The sequence below is a fragment of the Hymenobacter nivis genome (assembly GCF_006439025.1).
Classification (GTDB): domain Bacteria; phylum Bacteroidota; class Bacteroidia; order Cytophagales; family Hymenobacteraceae; genus Hymenobacter; species Hymenobacter nivis_A.
Genome location: NZ_RCYZ01000004.1, coordinates 218,227 through 234,044 on the forward strand (window position 1 = coordinate 218,227; position 15,818 = coordinate 234,044).

At 65.4% G+C, this 15,818-nt stretch carries 10 protein-coding genes; 7 read left to right on the forward strand and 3 right to left on the reverse strand.

The annotated features are described in order from the left end of the window. The first annotated feature begins 32 nt into the window (after positions 1-32). Together EAH73_RS11245 and EAH73_RS11250 are read left to right on the forward strand one after the other, a co-directional pair. A complete protein-coding gene (locus tag EAH73_RS11245) occupies positions 33-2,348 on the forward strand; it encodes a glycoside hydrolase family 3 C-terminal domain-containing protein (protein WP_140466593.1) in 2,316 nt (771 codons plus the stop codon). A gap of 130 nt (positions 2,349-2,478) precedes the next feature. Then, entirely contained in the window at positions 2,479-4,548 is a 2,070-nt protein-coding gene (locus EAH73_RS11250; protein WP_140466594.1) for a beta-galactosidase, read from the forward strand. Between the two features lie 97 nt (positions 4,549-4,645). Here the strand turns inward: EAH73_RS11250 and EAH73_RS11255 are convergent, their stop codons facing one another. Both EAH73_RS11255 and EAH73_RS11260 read right to left on the reverse strand, forming a co-directional pair. Continuing rightward, entirely contained in the window at positions 4,646-5,926 is a 1,281-nt protein-coding gene (locus tag EAH73_RS11255) for a pyridoxal phosphate-dependent aminotransferase (protein ID WP_140466595.1), read from the reverse strand. Between the two features lie 116 nt (positions 5,927-6,042). Further along, a complete protein-coding gene (locus EAH73_RS11260; protein ID WP_161599514.1) occupies positions 6,043-8,418 on the reverse strand; it encodes an outer membrane beta-barrel protein in 2,376 nt (791 codons plus the stop codon). Between the two features lie 396 nt (positions 8,419-8,814). On the opposite strand from EAH73_RS11260, the gene tsaE reads away from it, so the two are divergent. Together tsaE and EAH73_RS11270 are read left to right on the forward strand one after the other, a co-directional pair. Further along, complete coding sequence (gene tsaE, locus EAH73_RS11265) at positions 8,815-9,252, forward strand: tRNA (adenosine(37)-N6)-threonylcarbamoyltransferase complex ATPase subunit type 1 TsaE (protein ID WP_140466597.1); 438 nt, start codon at positions 8,815-8,817, stop codon at positions 9,250-9,252. Between the two features lie 88 nt (positions 9,253-9,340). Continuing rightward, positions 9,341-10,567, forward strand: a complete 1,227-nt coding sequence (locus tag EAH73_RS11270; protein ID WP_140466598.1) for an alanine dehydrogenase — start codon at positions 9,341-9,343, stop codon at positions 10,565-10,567. A 359-nt stretch (positions 10,568-10,926) separates the two neighbouring features. Here the strand turns inward: EAH73_RS11270 and EAH73_RS11275 are convergent, their stop codons facing one another. Next, positions 10,927-11,859, reverse strand: a complete 933-nt coding sequence (locus EAH73_RS11275) for a flavin reductase family protein (RefSeq protein WP_140466599.1) — start codon at positions 11,857-11,859, stop codon at positions 10,927-10,929. 162 nt (positions 11,860-12,021) lie between these two features. On the opposite strand from EAH73_RS11275, the gene EAH73_RS11280 reads away from it, so the two are divergent. The 3 genes from EAH73_RS11280 (at position 12,022) to EAH73_RS23065 (ending at position 15,807) form a co-directional block, all read left to right on the forward strand. Beyond that, positions 12,022-12,444 (forward strand): IS1 family transposase, encoded by a 423-nt coding sequence (locus EAH73_RS11280; protein WP_140467011.1) that lies wholly within the window; start codon positions 12,022-12,024, stop codon positions 12,442-12,444. Positions 12,445-12,514: 70 nt separating this feature from the next. Then, a complete protein-coding gene (locus tag EAH73_RS11285) occupies positions 12,515-13,780 on the forward strand; it encodes an MFS transporter (protein WP_140466600.1) in 1,266 nt (421 codons plus the stop codon). Between the two features lie 461 nt (positions 13,781-14,241). Then, positions 14,242-15,807: a hypothetical protein gene (locus EAH73_RS23065; protein WP_161599515.1), complete on the forward strand. Its 1,566-nt coding sequence runs from the start codon at positions 14,242-14,244 to the stop codon at positions 15,805-15,807. Positions 15,808-15,818 lie beyond the last annotated feature (11 nt).

Sequence of the window (15,818 nt, forward strand, 5' to 3'; positions counted from 1 at the left end):
TTTTCCCCGCCCATTTTCCCATCCCCCGTTTTATGCCCCACGTTTCCATTCGCGCCCAAGCCCTGCTGGCGGCGGCCCTCTTCTGCGCTGCCGGCCCCGCCGCGGCGCAACAAAAGGTGCTGCTCCCGGGCAAGTCGCCCGCCCGCACGGCCCTTGTTTCGCCCGCCGGCAAGGGCGCCAACGCTCAGCAGGCCCTGCTGGGCCACGAAGCCGAAATTGACGCCCTGCTCCGAAAGCTGACCACCGAGGAGAAGGTGCACATGCTGCACGCCAACTCGGCCTTCGCCGCCGGCGGCGTGCCGCGCCTGGGCATCCCGGAAATTATGACCTCGGACGGGCCCCACGGCGTGCGCCCCGAGCAGGGCCGCAACTGGAAGCCGCCCGTGGGCGCCGACGACGCCGGTACCTACATGCCCACTAACAATGCCCTGGCCTCGACCTGGAGCCCCGCCCTGACCCGCGCCTACGGCACGGTGCTGGGCAGCGAAGCCAACGCCCGCGGCAAGGACATTATTCTAGGCCCCGGCATCAACATTGTGCGCGCCCCGCTCAATGGCCGCAACTTTGAGTACTTCAGCGAAGACCCGTTTCTGGTGTCGAAGATGGTGGTGGGCTACATCCAGGGCGTGCAGAGCCAGGGCGTGTCGGCCTGCGTGAAGCACTACGCGGCCAACAACCAGGAAACCCACCGCAACGACATCGACGTGGACATGAGCGAGCGGGCGCTCCGCGAAATCTACTTGCCGGGCTTTAAAGCGGCTGTGCAGCAGGGCGGCGTGTACTCGCTCATGGGCTCCTACAATAAGTTTCGGGGCACCTACGCCACCGAAAACGCTTACCTGATGAACACCATTCTGAAAGGGGAGTGGGGTTTCAAGGGTTTGGTAATGAGCGACTGGGCGTCGGTGCACGACACCCAGGAGGCGCTGCGCAACGGTACCGACCTTGAAATGGGTACGGACCTGTTTCTGATGTACAGCGGCATCGACCAGAGCAAAGCCACAGCTACTGCTGGCGGTTCTGCCGCGCCCGTGCGCAGCCTCTACGACCGCTTTTTCCTGGCTGACCCGGCCCTGGAGGCCGTCAAAAAAGACCCCACGCTGCTGCCGCTGCTCGACGACAAGGTGCGCCGCATTTTGCGTGTGATGTATGCTACCCGCCAGCTGGGCCCCAACAAGCGCCAGCCCGGCGCCTACAACACCAAGGAGCACCAGGCTACTGCCCTCAAAGTAGCTGAGGAAGGCATTGTGCTGCTCAAAAACGCGGACAACTTACTGCCCTTTAAGAAGTCAGTGAAAACGGTGGCCGTTATTGGGGCCAATGCTACTCGCGAAAATGCGATGGGCGGCGGCAGCGGTCAGGTGAAAGCGAAGTATGAGATTTCAGCCTTGCAAGGCATTAAAAACGAGCTGGGGAGCGGCGTAAACGTCACCTTCACGCCCGGCTACACCATCGCCCGCGACCAAAAGGCCGACCCGCAGCTCATTCAGCAGGCAGTGGCCGCTGCCAAGGCCGCCGACGTGGTTATTTACGTGGGTGGCTCCGTCCACGGCTACGACTACGCCAAGTGGAGCGACAACGCCTACGACGCGGAGGGCGTTGACAAGCCCGACATGAACATGCCCTTCGGCCAGGATGAGTTGGTGCAGGCCGTGCTGGCTGCCAACCCGCGCACCGCCGTGGTGCTGCTGAACGGCGGCCCCATCGACGTATCGGCCTGGGCTGGCCAGGCCAAAGGCATTGTGGAAGCCTGGTACCCCGGCATGGAAGGAGGCAACGCGCTGGCCCACATCTTGTTTGGCGATGTGAACCCGTCGGGCAAACTGCCCTTTACCTTCCCCGTGAAGCTGGAAGACTCGCCGGCCATGAAGCTCGGCGAGTACCCTAGCACGCCCGGCAACCCGCTGAAGCAGACCTACAAAGATGATATCTACGTGGGCTACCGCTACTACGACACCTACAAGGTGGCGCCGCAGTACCCCTTCGGCTTCGGCCTGAGCTACACCACCTTCAAGTACGGGGCCCTAGCCGTGACGCCCGGCCCGCAGAGCGCCACCGTGAAGCTGAGCGTGACCAACAGCGGCAAAGTGGCGGGCGCCGAAGTGGTGCAGCTCTACGTGCACGACAACCAGACCGCCGTGAAGCGCCCCGAGAAGGAGCTGAAGGCCTTCGAAAAGGTGTTCCTCAAGCCCGGCGAAACCAAAACCGTGACCCTGGCCCTGCCCGCCGAATCGTTCAAGTACTACGACGAAGGCAAGAAGCAGTGGGTGCTGACGCCCGGCAAGTTTGACCTGCTGGTGGGCAGTTCATCGCGCGACATCCGCCAAACCGGCAGCGTAAGCCTGTAACCCCGTAGCGCGGGCTTTGTGGTCCGCGGCCCTCACTTCGTCCTGCCAATAACATGGTAGTGACTGAGCAGGGCCGCGGATCACAAAGCCCGCGCTACATTCATTTTTGCCGCTACGTAATTTACTGCCTATGAAACACTTGCTCCTCACCCTGGGCCTGCTGGCCGGGTCCCTGCCGGGGGCCCTGGCCCAGTCCATTAAACAAGACAAGCTGCTGTACGGCGTGGCGTACTACGACGAGTACATGCCCTACGACCGGCTGGATAAGGACGTGGCCATGATGAAGGCGGCGGGCATCAACGTGGTGCGCATCGCCGAATCGACGTGGAGCACCTTGGAGCCGCAAGAGGGCGTGTTTGACTACTCGCACGTGGACCGGGTGCTGAACGCCATGCACAAGGCGGGCATCCGCGTCATCATCGGCACGCCCACCTACGCCGTGCCCACGTGGCTAGTGCGCAAGTACCCAGCGGTGCTGGCCACCACCAGCCGGGGCCCCAACCAGTACGGGGCCCGCCAGCTCATGGACATCAGCAACCCCGACTTCCGCCGCCACGCCGAGGCGGTGATTCGGGCCCTGCTGGGGCACGTGAAAAACCACCCGGCCATCATCGGCTACCAGGTGGACAACGAAACCAAGGCCTACGGCACGGCCGGGCCGGCGGTGCAGGCGCTGTTCGTGCAGCACATGCAAAAGAAGTTTCCGTCGCTGGACGCCCTCAACAAGGTCTACGGGCTGGACTACTGGAGCAACCGCATCAACAGCTGGGCGGATTTCCCGTCCACGGTGGGCACCATCAACGCCAGCCTGGGCAGCGAGTTCAGCGCGTTTCAGCGGCAGCTCGTCACCGATTTTCTGGCCTGGCAGGCGGCCCTGGTGCGCGAATACAAGCAGCCCGGGCAGTTCATCACCCAGAACTTTGACCTGAGCTGGCGTGGCTATTCCTACGGCATCCAGCCCGACGTAGACCACTTCGCGGCGGCCCGGGCGCTCGACGTGGCCGGCATCGACATCTACCACCCCAGCCAGGACCAGCTCACGGGCACCGAAATTGCCTTCGGCGGCGACCTGACCCGCTCGATGAGGGGCGGCCAGAACTACCTGGTGCTCGAAACCGAGGCCCAGGGCTTCCCGCAGTGGGTGCCCTACCCGGGGCAGCTGCGCCAGCAGGCCTTCAGCCACCTGGCCTCCGGGGCCAACATGGTGGAGTACTGGCACTGGAGCTCCATCCACAACTCGGCCGAAACGTACTGGAAGGGCCTGCTCAGCCACGACTTTGCGCCCAACCCCACCTACGAGGAGGCCAAAACCATCGGCCGCGACTTCCAGCGCCTGAGCCCGCAGCTGCTCAACCTGAAAAAGACCAATAAGGTCGCCATCCTCTTCAGCAATCAAGCCCTGACGGCCGAAGGCTGGTTCGGCAACGGCCTGGACTACAACCAGGTGCTGCGCCCGTTCTACGACGCGCTGTACCGCCAGAACGTGGGCTGCGACCTCGTGGACCCCAGCAGCCCCAACCTGGACCAGTACCAGGTCCTGATTGTGCCCATGCTCTACGCCGCGCCCACCCGCCTACTGGAGCGAATCAACGAATTCGTGAAGAAGGGCGGCCACTTGCTGTGCACCTACCGCAGCGGCTTTTCGGACGAGAACGTGCAGGTGCGCACCGCCGTGCAGCCGGGCGTGCTGAGCGCGGCCTGCGGCGTAACCTACAGCCAGTTTACGGCCCCCGACCACGTGGGGCTGAAGGGCGACGCCTACCAGGCCGGCCGCGACGACAACCAGGTGACCACCTGGATGGAGCTGCTCACGCCCACCACGGCCAAGGTGCTGGCCACCTACGACCACCCCGTGTGGGGCCAGTACGCGGCCATCACCGAGAACCGCTACGGCCAGGGCCTGGCCACCTACGTGGGCTGCCACACCAGCGACGCGCTGGTGGAAAAGCTGGTGACCAATGTGGTAAAGCAAGCCGGCCTCTGGGGCCCCGACCAGGCGTTGAAGTTCCCGCTCATCACCCGCTCGGGCGTCAACCAGCGCAACCACGCTGTGCACTACTACTTCAACTACGCCGCCGCGCCCGCCACCGTGGCCTACCCGCACGGCCGCGGACGCGAGCTGCTCTCGGGCGAGAACGTGGCCAAAAACCAGCCGCTGGCCCTGGCCGCCTGGGGTGTGAAAATCGTGGAAGAGCAGTAGGTGTTCAGTTAAAAGTTGAGCGTTAAAAGTTAAAACCCTTCCCGACGCTTGGCCGAGAAGGGTTTTAACTTTTAACGCTCAACTTTTAACTGACAGCCTAGCGGCTGGCCACGGGCTCGCGCACGCCCAGCGCGTCCAGCGCGGCCGGCAGGCGCAGCAGCGCCGCTTCGATGGAAGCCATGGACTCGGCGCCGACCGAGAGGCGGAACCACGGGTCGGTGGCTTCGGCCCCGAAGGCACTGAACGGCACCATGGCCAGCCCGGCGGCCTGGATGAGGTACGAGGCCAGGTCTTTGCCCGTGGCCAGCACCTGGCCGGTGGGCGTGGTGCGGCCCACCGCGTCGATGCGGGCGGTGAGGTAAATGGCCCCGGCCGGCGCAATGGCGGCCACCGGGTAGCCCTGGGCCTCCAGGGCCCCCAGGCCGTCGTACAGGGCCTGCAAGCTGCGCTGCAAGCCGGCCTTGATGCCGTCGAGGAAGGCATCCACGGCCCCGGTTTGGGGCAGGAACTGGGCGGCGGCCACTTGCTCGGCCTTGGGGGCCCAGGCCCCCACGTGGCCCAGGATGGCCTTCATCTGGTCAATCACCAGGGCCGGGCCGAAGGCGTAGCCCACGCGCACGCCGGTGGCGGCGAAGCACTTGGACAGGCCATCGATGTAGAGCACGTACTCGCGCAAGGCGGGGCGCAGGCTCACGGGGTCGAAGTGCTCGGTTTCGCCGAAGGTGAGGAGCCAGTAAATCTGGTCGTAGAGGATGTAGAGCGGCTTTTCGTTGGGGCCCCGGCTTTGGTTTTCGAGCAGCACCAGGTCGCAAATTTCCTCCAGCGCGGCCTTGGTGAACACCGTGCCGGTGGGGTTCAGCGGCGAGCACAGGGCCAGCAGCGTGGCCCCGGCCAAGTGGGGGGCCAGGTCGGCGGCGGTGGGCATGAAGTCGGCCTCGGGGCGGGTGGGCACCGGCACGGGCGTGGCGCCGGTGAGGTGGCAGTAGTGGTTATTGTTCCACGACGGCACCGGGAACACCACCCGGTCGCCGGGGTCTACCAGGGCCCGGTAGGCGGCGTAGATGAGCGGCCGCGAGCCCCCGGCCACCAGGAATTCGGCCGGCGTGTAGGTCAGGCCCTGCCGATCACGCACAAAGTCGGCCGCCGCCTGGCGCAGCTCGGCGATGCCGGGCGCGGGCGGGTAGTTGGTTTGGTGCTGCTGGTAGGCGGCGATGATGCCCTCCTGCAAGCCCTCGGGAATCGGGAACAGGGCGGGGTCAAAGTCGCCGATGGTGAGGTTGCAGATGGCAGCGCCCTGGCGCACCATCTCGCTCACTTCGTTGCCGATTTTGATGATTTCGGAGCCACTGAGGCCCGCGGCCAGGTGCGATATTTTCATGGGAAGGAAGAAAGGGAGAAGCCGGTTGGCGCGACGAAGGTATTGCCCCCGCAACAACCGGCTCCCCGCCGGGGTTGCCCCGGGGCCCTATTTTTTCGCCCCGGGGCCCCCGCCGGCTATTGCCCGGCGGCGCGGCGCAGCTCCTCTTCGGCGCCAGCGGCGCGCTTGCGGGCCCCAGCTACCTTGGCGCTGCCGAAGCGATAGGTGAAGGCCAGCGTGCCCACCCGCGTGTCCAGCCGCTGGTAGAAGGTTTCCGAGAAGGTGGCGTACGTCTGCGTCGCGCGGATGGGCATGGTGTAGAACACGTCGGCGATGTTCAGGCGCAGGGTGGCCTGTTTGGCCCACAAGGTTTTTTGCAGGCCGGCCCCCACCTGGCCGCGGTACTTCAGCCGCTCGTAGCCGAAGGTTTCGCCGGTTTCAAGGTTCGCGTTCAGCTCGCCCGACCAGCCGCCGGGCAGGGCAAACGTATTGCTGCCGGTGAAGGTGAGGGCCGGCCGGCGGTTGACGGGCGGACCCCCCGCGGGGCCCCCCACGAAGCGGGCGTAGTAGAGCACGGCGTTGCCGTAAAACGTCCACCACGGAGCAAGCGTGAGCGGCGCGGTGAGTGTGAGGGCATAGTTGTGCTGCACGGCCAGGTTCACATTGCGGCTCACCACCAGCAAGTTGCCGTCGGGCGCGGGCTGCACCTGGAGGAGGATGGGCCAGTCGGTGCGGCTGTAGCCGAGGCTGGTGATGAACTTCTGGCGGAAGGTGTGGGTCAGCTCGGCGTTGTAGCTAGTGGCGGGCAGCAGTCCGGGGTTGCCCGCGCCGTACGAAGTGGGGTCGATGTACACGCGCAACGGGTTTACCTGGCTGTAGTTGGGGCGCTCGATGCGGCGGTTCAGCGACAGGCCCAGCGCGTGCCGGTCGCTGAGCGTGTGCTCCACCGACAGGCTCGGGAAGAGCTGGAAGTAGTGGCGCTCGAAGTCGTCGGTTCCGCCGTTCGAGTGGCCCAGCGTGTTGGTTTGCTCGGCGCGCAGGCCGGCTTGCAGCGCCGTGCGGGCCCCGGCGCGGCTGAGAATCCCGTAGGCCGCGTTCACGTTTTCGTCGTAGCGAAACGTGCTGGAAATGGCTGCGTCCCGCGCTTTCATCCCGTTCTCCGTGCGGTCAAACGCCACGTCGTTGTCCGAGCGCACGCGCGTTGCTTTGGCCCCGGCCTCCAGGCGCATGCGGTGGGGCAGGGGCCGGGCGTAGTCGGCCTTAAAGGAGGCGAGGGACAGGTTGTTTCGCTGGTCGCCGGTGAGCACGGCGGCGGGGGCGCTGGGCTGGTCGTAGGCCGTGGCCAGGTCGGTGCGCCGGCGGGTGTCGTAGCGGGCGTAGTCGGCGTCGGCCGAGAGCGTGGCGGCCCCAGCCGAGTCGGCGAAGGCGTGGCGCAGGTTGGCGTTGAGCGCCGTATTGGGGCGGCGCACGTCCTGCCCCACGGTGGCGTGGTAGCGGCGGGTGAGCGCGCCCGCGCCGTCGTACAGGGCCGTCTGGTTCTGGTTGGTGCTGGCGAGGTGGCTGACTAGGCCGCTGGCCGCCACGCCCACCAACGTGCGGGCCGACAGGTTATAATCTATCCCGGCCTTGAAGGTGTGCGACTGCAAGTGGTTGGTCAAGTCGTTGTTCTGTGCGCTGCTGCTGCCGGGGCCCCCAGCCGGCGCAAACCGCCGCTCGATGTCCACCCGCGTGAAATTGTGCCGGTCGGCGTAGGTGTAGTTGCCGAAGGTGTTGAGCTTTTGGGCGCGGTGGTTTAGGGCCCCGCCGCCCACAAACTTGCCGAACTCGCCGCGGCCGTAGGCGGCGTTCACGCTGCCGTTGGTGCCCAGGCGCTGGTCTTTTCTGAGGTGGATGGCGATGACGCCGGCCCCGCCCTGCGCGTCGTAGCTGGCGGGCGGGTTGGTAATTACCTCGATGGTGCCCACCTGTTCGGCCGGCAGAGCGCGCAGCAAGTCGGCCAGCTCGTCGCCGGTCAGGGCCAGGCGCTTGCCGTCGAGCACCACCAGCAGGCCCTGGCGTCCGCGCAGGCCCAGGTTGCCGTTCGCGGCCACGGTCACGCCCGGGGCCCGGCCCAGCAGGTCGAGGGTGGTGGCGCCGGCGGCCAGCGGGCTGTCTTCCACGTGCAGCACGGTGCGGTCGGGCCGGTGCTCGTACAGCGACCGGGCGGCCGTCACGGATACCTCCTTCAGGGCCGTGCTGGTGCTACGGGCCAGCAGCAGCGTGGCCAGGGCCAGGCCCGCGGCCGGCAGCTCAAAGGCCGGGCTCCAGCGCCGCTGGTAGCCCACCTGCACCGCCGACACCAAGTAGCGCCCGCCCGGGGCCGCCGCCAGCTGGTAGGTGCCCTGGGCCCCGGTAAACTCCGCCTTCACGGCCACCGAGTCGGCGGCGCGGTGCAGCGTGACGGTGGCCGACGCCACGGGGACCCCCGCACTGTCGGCCACGGTGCCGCGCACGGCTGGGCCGGCCTGGCCCATGCTGGCCAACGGCAACGCCAGCAGCCCAGCCCCCGCGAGGCAACGAGTGAAAATAAAATATAACCTTGTTGAGAAAAATTTGGGCATAGGCAATCCGGTAGCTAAAAAAAAACGTAACCAGGGCCTGGCCTGCGGGCTGTGCATGACGTAATTGTGAAGACGCCTTGCTTTTGATGCGTCTGGAGCAGTTTTCGAGCCTGGTGTTGGTGGCTACTGAACCAGTTGTAGTCAGGCATTTAGGCTAAAGAGGGCAGCGATTAAATAACTAGCAGGACTGGAAGATATAGGCAAAGGCGCTCATTTCCCAACGGTTAATTGGCTTTCTGCCAGGGGCCCTGGGGCCCCTGCAGCGGCCCGCAGGAGCGCTGGGTACTGGGCCATTGGTATTTTTGCCCGATGCTTCTCCTCCAGCTTTCCGTGCCCGCCCTCGCCGCCCTGCCCGCCGCCGCCCGGCAGCTAGCCGCCGCCATTGCCGCCAGCGGCTGCTCCGTAGTGGCGCTAGTGGGCGAGATGGGGGCTGGCAAAACCACCCTCGTGCGGGCCCTGGGCGAGGCCCTGGGCGTGGCCGACGACGTCAGCAGCCCCACCTTCGGCCTGGTGCACGAGTACCGCGACGGCCGCGGGGCCCCGGTGTACCACTTCGACTTTTACCGCATCGATTCGGTGGACGAAGCCGCCCGCATCGGGGCCGCCGAGTACTTCGATTCGGGGTATCTTTGCTTAGTAGAGTGGCCCGGCCGCGTGGCTGCGCTGCTGCCCGTGCCCCGCCTCGAACTCACCCTCACCCCCACGGGCCCCGAAGCCCGCGAAATCGAATTAAAAATTATAAATTAAGAATCAAGAAGTATGAACAGCTAACGGGCCCCTGGATATCAATCCGTTAACTACTGCTTTTTGATTCCTGATTCATAATTATCCCCCCATGCCCGACCAACTACCCCCCGGTTTCGAGTCGCTCGCGGCCAGCCGCGCCTACTTCACGCAGGAGTCGACCCTGGCCGTGGAAACGCGCAAGCGCAAGCTCTTCATTGGCCTGCCGCGCGAAACCACCCTCCAGGAAAACCGCCTGGGCCTCACGCCCGAAGCCGTGCAGCACCTCGTCACGGCCGGCCACGAGGTGGTGCTGGAGGCTGGGGCCGGCGAGCCCAGTAAGTACTCCGACCACAACTACTCCGAGGCGGGGGCCCAAATTGTGTACTCGCCGCAGGAGGTGTTCCAGGCCGATATTGTGCTGAAAGTGGCCCCGCCCACGCGCGACGAAATTGAGTACATGCGCCCGGGCCAGACGCTGATTTCGGCCCTGCAAATGGGCACGCTCACGGCCGAGTACATCGCCGCGCTGCAACGCAAGAAGGTGAACGCCATTGGGTTTGAGTTCATCCGCGACCCTTCGGGGGCCATGCCCGTGGTGCGCGCCATGAGCGAAATTGCCGGCTCGACGGTGATGCTGGTGGCGGCCGAGTACTTGGCCCGCGCCGACGAGGGCAAGGGCATCATCCTGGGGGGCATCACGGGGGTGCCGCCCTCGCAGGTGGTCATCCTGGGGGCCGGTACGGTGGCCGAGTACGCCGCCCGCGCCGCCATCGGCCTGGGCGCGGAGGTGAAGGTGTTCGACAACCACCTTTACAAGCTGCGCCGCCTCAAGCACAACCTGGGCACCCAGCTCTACACCAGTACCTTAGATACGTTTGCCCTGAGCCAGCAAATCCGCCGGGCCGATGTAGTAATTGGGGCCCTGAGCATCGAGGATGGCCGCATCCCGTTCATGGTGCCCGAAGAGATGGTGGCCAGCATGGCCCCCGGCTCCATCGTCATCGACGTGAGCATCGACCAGGGTGGCTGCTTCGAAACCAGCGAGATGACCAGCCACTCGCAGCCCATTTTCCGCAAGTACGACGTGGTGCACTACTGCGTGCCCAACATTGCCTCGCGCGTGCCCCGCACCGCCACCAACGCGCTGAGCAACATTTTTACCCCCATCCTCCAGGAAATCCACCAGCACGGCGGCATCAACGAGGTGCTCTTCACCAACGAGCACTTCCGCGCCGGCGTCTACATCTACCGCGGCTCCCTCACCAACGCCGCCATCGGCAAGAAGTACAACATGCGCTACAAGGAGCTGGGGCTGCTGATTGCAGTGCGGAATTAGTTTGATTTATAATTTGCAGATACTTGCTGCTAATCAGCTTGTTGGCGAGAACAATATGCTTGCTTGGCGCCCGTTTGTTGAAGCATTTCTACCCCGAGCGTAACCAGCCCAGGTTGCGGAACAGCCGCCGCGCGGCGGCCCGTCGGTAGTCAAGCCTCCGCCCAAAGGCCAAAGCCCCAGTGGGGCGACCCACTCCTAGAGTAAGGGTCGTCCCGCTGGGGCTTTTATCTGCCTGATGAACAAGAAGCTACCGATGGGACACCCCTCCGGGGCTATGGCGAAGGTGCCGTAATTAGCGCTAATCAGGCTAACGCACCAGCCCAATTAGCGCTAGTTGGGTGCTTGCTCAGTTTGGGGCCCTACGCCGCTAGCAGCAGCACTAGCCACGCCTCCGCCACGCGGCCCTCGGCTAGGAACTGCTGGGCCAGGCGCTCCAGCTGCGGCAGCAGCTCGGGGCCCCCGGCGGGGTACTTGTTCAGCAGGTAGGCCACCATGGGGTCGGTTTTGATTTCCTCGACCTGGGCGGGGGTGGGCAGGGCCTCCGTCTCCACGTTGGCGAGCTGGCCCAGGTCGTTGCCGGTGAGGACGGTGCTGGTGCGGATGTGCGCCGGCAGCGCCTCGAAGCCCATGCCCAGGCGGCGGTTGGGCCGCGCCACTTCGAAGAGGCTGGCCCCGCTGGCGCGGGCGTACCAGTCGCCGCCCAGGCGGGCCACCGCGTCGAGCCGAAACGGGTCGATGCCGGCGGCGTTGGGCAGCAAAATATCTTGGCGGAAGTGGGCCCGTACCACGCGGCACACCACCAGGTGGCCCGCCCCGGGGCCCTGGCTGAGCGGCACAACCTGCTCTACCACGCACTCGAAAGCGGCGGGGGCCTCGGCCACGCGGGGCGGGCGCACCTGCTCGCTGGTTAGCTCCGTAAAGCCGGCCTTGGCGAACTCGTTCACGCCGGCCGGGTACTCGGCGCTGGCCAGCGAGAGCTGCTGCACCATGGCGTAGTCGCAGATGTTGACCACGGCCTCGGGCACGGCGCGCACGTTCAGCAGCGTGTGCTTCTCAGAGCCGTCGCGGCCGCGGTTCACGGGCGAAAACACGAGCATGGGCGGCGTGTAGCTGAACACGTTGAAGAAGCTGTACGGGCTCAGGTTGACGCGCCCTTCGGCGTCCACGGTGCTCACGAAGGCGATGGGACGCGGGGCCACCGCCCCGCCGAGCAGCGGCATCCACTCGGCAGTGGTGAGGTCGGCGGGCGAAACGGAGTGAAAGGCGGTGGGGGTAGGGGCGGGGGCGGGCATAAACGGAAGCGCGGGATTGGGGGCCCCAAAGCTACCGCCCGCGCCGCCGTGGGGCCCCTGCGGCGGCTTTGGCCCTCACGGAGACCGGATTGGCAGAACAAACGATTGTTATTTGCTAAAAAGCTATAGATTTGGGCCTGGACCCCCAAGTTTTCTTTGCCCATGACCTCGCCCGTTTGCCCGAAATGTGACTCGACGGACGCCACCAAGAGCGGCGTCGTGAACGAGCGGCAGCGCTTCAAGTGCCGGGCCTGCGGCTACCACTACACCGTGGCCAAGGTAGGCCGCGAGGTGAACCCCTACTACGTGGTGAAGGCCCTGCAGCTCTACATTGAGGGCGTGAGCTACCGCGAAATCGAGCGCCTGCTCGGCGTGAGCCACGTGAGCGTGATGAACTGGGTGAAGAAGTACGGCGTGAAGGCCCCGCGCCAGCTCGACTACCACCCGACCTACAAAATCCTCAACCAGAAGGAGCTGGCCGAATTCTTCCAGAAGCCCGAAAACCTGAAAAGCGCCGGCTTGGTCGTCACCGAGCTGGGCGACAAGTACATGATGATCCGCTGGGAGCGGTTCCGGGCCGGGTAGGGCCCCCGGGGGCCACCCGGCGGGGCCCTGGGGACCTGGGCCGGCCATCTGTTTCCTTTTTTTGCGTGCAATGAAACCAGTTTCTTCTCCTAGTGCCAGTGCGGCGGCCGAGCGGCCGCCGGTCGGTTTGTTCAGCGCGGTGGTGGTGGTGGCCGCCCTGGGGTACTTCGTGGACATTTACGACCTGGTGCTGTTCAGCATCATCCGGGTCGAGAGCCTGGCGGGCATCGGCGTGCCCAAGGCCGCCATCACCGACGAGGGCCTGCACCTGCTGAGCATGCAGATGTGGGGCATGCTGCTGGGCGGCATTTTGTGGGGCGTGCTCGGCGACAAGCGCGGGCGGCTCTCGGTGCTGTTCGGCTCCATTCTGCTGTACTCGCTGGCCAACATCGCCAACGGCTTCGTGCAAACCGTGGACCAGTACGCCTGGCTGCGGCTGCTGGCCGGCATCGGGCTGGCCGGCGAGCTGGGGGCGGGCATCACGCTGGTGGCCGAAAGCCTGCCCAAGGAAAAGCGCGGCTACGGCACCATGATCGTGGCCTCGGTGGGCGTGTCGGGGGCCATGGTGGCCTACGTGGTGGGGGTGCAGCTCTTCGGCTGGCGCAACGCCTACTTCATCGGGGGCGGGCTGGGATTGGCCCTGCTGGCGCTGCGGGTGGGCGTGTTTGAGTCGGGCATGTTCGAGCAAACCAAGGAGGCAAACGTCGTGCGCGGCGATTTCCTGAGTTTGTTCACCAACGGCCCGCGGTTTTATAAGTACCTGCGCTGCCTGCTCATCGGCACGCCGTTCTGGTTTTTGGTGGGCATCCTCATCACGCTGGCCCCCGAGTTCGGCAAGCAGTTCGGGGTGCAAACGCCCGTCACGGGCGGCCTGAGCATCTTCTGGTGCTACTTCGGCCTCACCCTGGGCGACTTCACCAGCGGCGCGCTGAGCCAGCTGCTGCGCAGCCGCACCCGCACGCTCCAGCTGTTTATCGTGGCCACGGCCGCCATGGTGGCCCTGTACCTGTTTGGCCTGCAGGGGGCCAGCGCCGCGGTTTTCTATGCCGTGTGCTTTGGTATTGGCTACGCGGGCGGGTTCTGGGCCCTGTTCGTGACGGTGGCCGCCGAGCAGTTTGGCACCAACCTGCGCTCGACGGTGGCCACCACCATCCCCAACTTTGCCCGGGGGGCCACCGTGGTGGTGGTGCCGTGCTACCAGGCCCTCAAGGCTGTGCCCGCGCTGGGCATGGTGGGCAGCGCCGCCATCATCGGGGCGGTGCTGCTGGTGCTGGCGTTCTTCAGCGCCCGCACCCTGCCCGAAACCTACGCCAAGGACCTCAACTACGTGGAATAAGCCGCCCCGCCGCCCGCCCCAAAACCGCCCGAACGGCAGCTTCCACGCGGGGGCTGCCGTTCGGCGTTGGTGGCAAGCCGCGCCGCCGCGCCGGCCGTTTTGTTGCAAAACAGATATAGGTTTGCTTATTAACTATCGTTGACCCAATGGGGCCCCATTAAAGGGGGATCTGGTGGCCGTAGCAGCCGATTGTGGGCGCGGAAAAGGTTTTGCCAGCGGAAATAGGGCCCCTGGCGCGCATGCCGGACGCGAGGTGCCCGGGTGGCGGGACAGGCGGGGCGGTGGGAGGGAAGTAGGTGATATCCAGAGGAAAATGGCCGGTATATAATGGCTGGCGGCCCAAAGCTATGCCTTTAGCAAAACGATAGCCAGGAAGTACCGTGGAGTGTGGGAAGGTTGCTATTTGGCAGCATCTAAAGGGACTACCAAATAGTTCGCTCTTTCTATTTTACCCACAATCCATGAAAGCTACTCGTTACGCACTTACGCTGAGCGGCTTGTTGCTGGCCGGGGCCGCTACGGCCCAGGTGGCTCCCCCCGCCCCCGGCAATGCCTCCCCCCCTCCGGCCGCCCCGGCCCCGCCCCCCACGCCCCCGGCCCCCACCAAGGCGGTGCCCTACGGCTCGGGCATGAAGTTTAACCTCTCGCCCGACGGCCAGAAATACGTGCGCCTGATGGCCTGGACGCAGGTGTACATGCGCTTTAATGAGAACAATACCGGCACCCTGCGGGGCCCCAGCGAACCCAAAAGCAGCCAGCTCGACTTCGGCATCCGCCGCTCGCGCATGGTGTTGCTGGCCCAGCTCAGCCCGCGCTTCCTGATTTATACCCACCTGGGCATCAACAACCAGAACGCGGTGAGCGGCGGCGTTTCGCCCACCGTGGACGGCAAAAAGCCGCAGTTCTTCATCCACGAAGCCGTGACGGAGTACAAGGTCAACAAGTACCTCAACCTGGGGGCGGGCCTGCACTACTACAACGGCATTTCGCGCCTCACCAACGCCAGCACCACGAGCATCCTGACGATGGACTTGCCGCTGACCAACTTCCCGACCATCGACGCGCTTGACCAGTTTGCGCGTTGGATCGGGGTATTTGCCAAGGGCCGGGTGGGCAAGTTCGACTACCGCGTGTCGATGAGCGACCCCTTCCTCACCAACCTGCCCAACAACCCGCTCTACGTGGCCGGCACGCAGGCCGGCAACCCCCTGGCGCTGGGCTTCAGCAGCACCAGCGCCACGGGCGTGGTTACGAACACGGGCACCAACGTGGCCAACTACAACCCCCAGAACGACGGGCACGTGTACCAGGGCTACTTCAGCTACAACTTCTTCGAGCCCGAATCCAACCTGCTGCCCTACACCCAGGGCACGTACCTGGGCACCAAAAAGGTGCTCAGCCTCGGGGCGGGCTTCATGTACAACCGCAACGGCATGTTCTCGCGCTCGGCCAGCAGCACGGTGGCCCTGAACAACTACACCAGCACCACGGACCTGTTTAACACCGTGCCCACCGAGAAGCACGACATCAAGCTCTTCGGCGTCGATGCCTTCTTCGACACGCCGCTCGACACGGCCCGGCGCACGGCCGTCACCTTCTACGGCGTGTACTACAACTACAACTTCGGCCCGAACTACGTGCGCTTCGTGGGGGCCGAAAACCCCGGCTACGGCGCCAGCGCCTACCGCGGCAACGCCCTGCCCCAGTCGGGTACCGGCAGCTCGGTGTACGCGCAGTTGGGCTTCCTGACGGGCAAGAAAACGCTGGGCAGCAAGGTGCGCCTCCAGCCCTACGTGGCCTACCTGCACAGCGGCTACGAGGGCCTGCGCAACGCCGCCGGCGAGCGGCAAGGCGTGAACGTGTACGACGCGGGCATGAACTTCCTGCTCGACGGCCACAACGCCAAAATTACCCTCAACTACCGCGAGCGGCCCGATTTCAACATGACCACCGTGGCCGGCGTGGGCACGGCCGGCACCGTGGTGCACCGCCCCGAAATCACGCTCCAAACCCAGGTTTTCCTGTAAGCCCCCGGGGC

Coding starts and splice junctions, on each gene's coding strand:
- EAH73_RS23065 (WP_161599515.1), top strand. CDS start 14,242: ATGAAAGCTACTCGTTACGCACTTACGCTGAGCGGCTTGTTGCTGGCC.
- EAH73_RS11245 (WP_140466593.1), top strand. CDS start 33: ATGCCCCACGTTTCCATTCGCGCCCAAGCCCTGCTGGCGGCGGCCCTC.
- EAH73_RS11260 (WP_161599514.1), bottom strand. CDS start 8,418: ATGGGCCAGGCCGGCCCAGCCGTGCGCGGCACCGTGGCCGACAGTGCG.
- EAH73_RS11270 (WP_140466598.1), top strand. CDS start 9,341: ATGCCCGACCAACTACCCCCCGGTTTCGAGTCGCTCGCGGCCAGCCGC.
- EAH73_RS11250 (WP_140466594.1), top strand. CDS start 2,479: ATGAAACACTTGCTCCTCACCCTGGGCCTGCTGGCCGGGTCCCTGCCG.
- EAH73_RS11275 (WP_140466599.1), bottom strand. CDS start 11,859: ATGCCCGCCCCCGCCCCTACCCCCACCGCCTTTCACTCCGTTTCGCCC.
- EAH73_RS11280 (WP_140467011.1), top strand. CDS start 12,022: ATGACCTCGCCCGTTTGCCCGAAATGTGACTCGACGGACGCCACCAAG.
- EAH73_RS11285 (WP_140466600.1), top strand. CDS start 12,515: ATGAAACCAGTTTCTTCTCCTAGTGCCAGTGCGGCGGCCGAGCGGCCG.
- tsaE (WP_140466597.1), top strand. CDS start 8,815: ATGCTTCTCCTCCAGCTTTCCGTGCCCGCCCTCGCCGCCCTGCCCGCC.
- EAH73_RS11255 (WP_140466595.1), bottom strand. CDS start 5,926: ATGAAAATATCGCACCTGGCCGCGGGCCTCAGTGGCTCCGAAATCATC.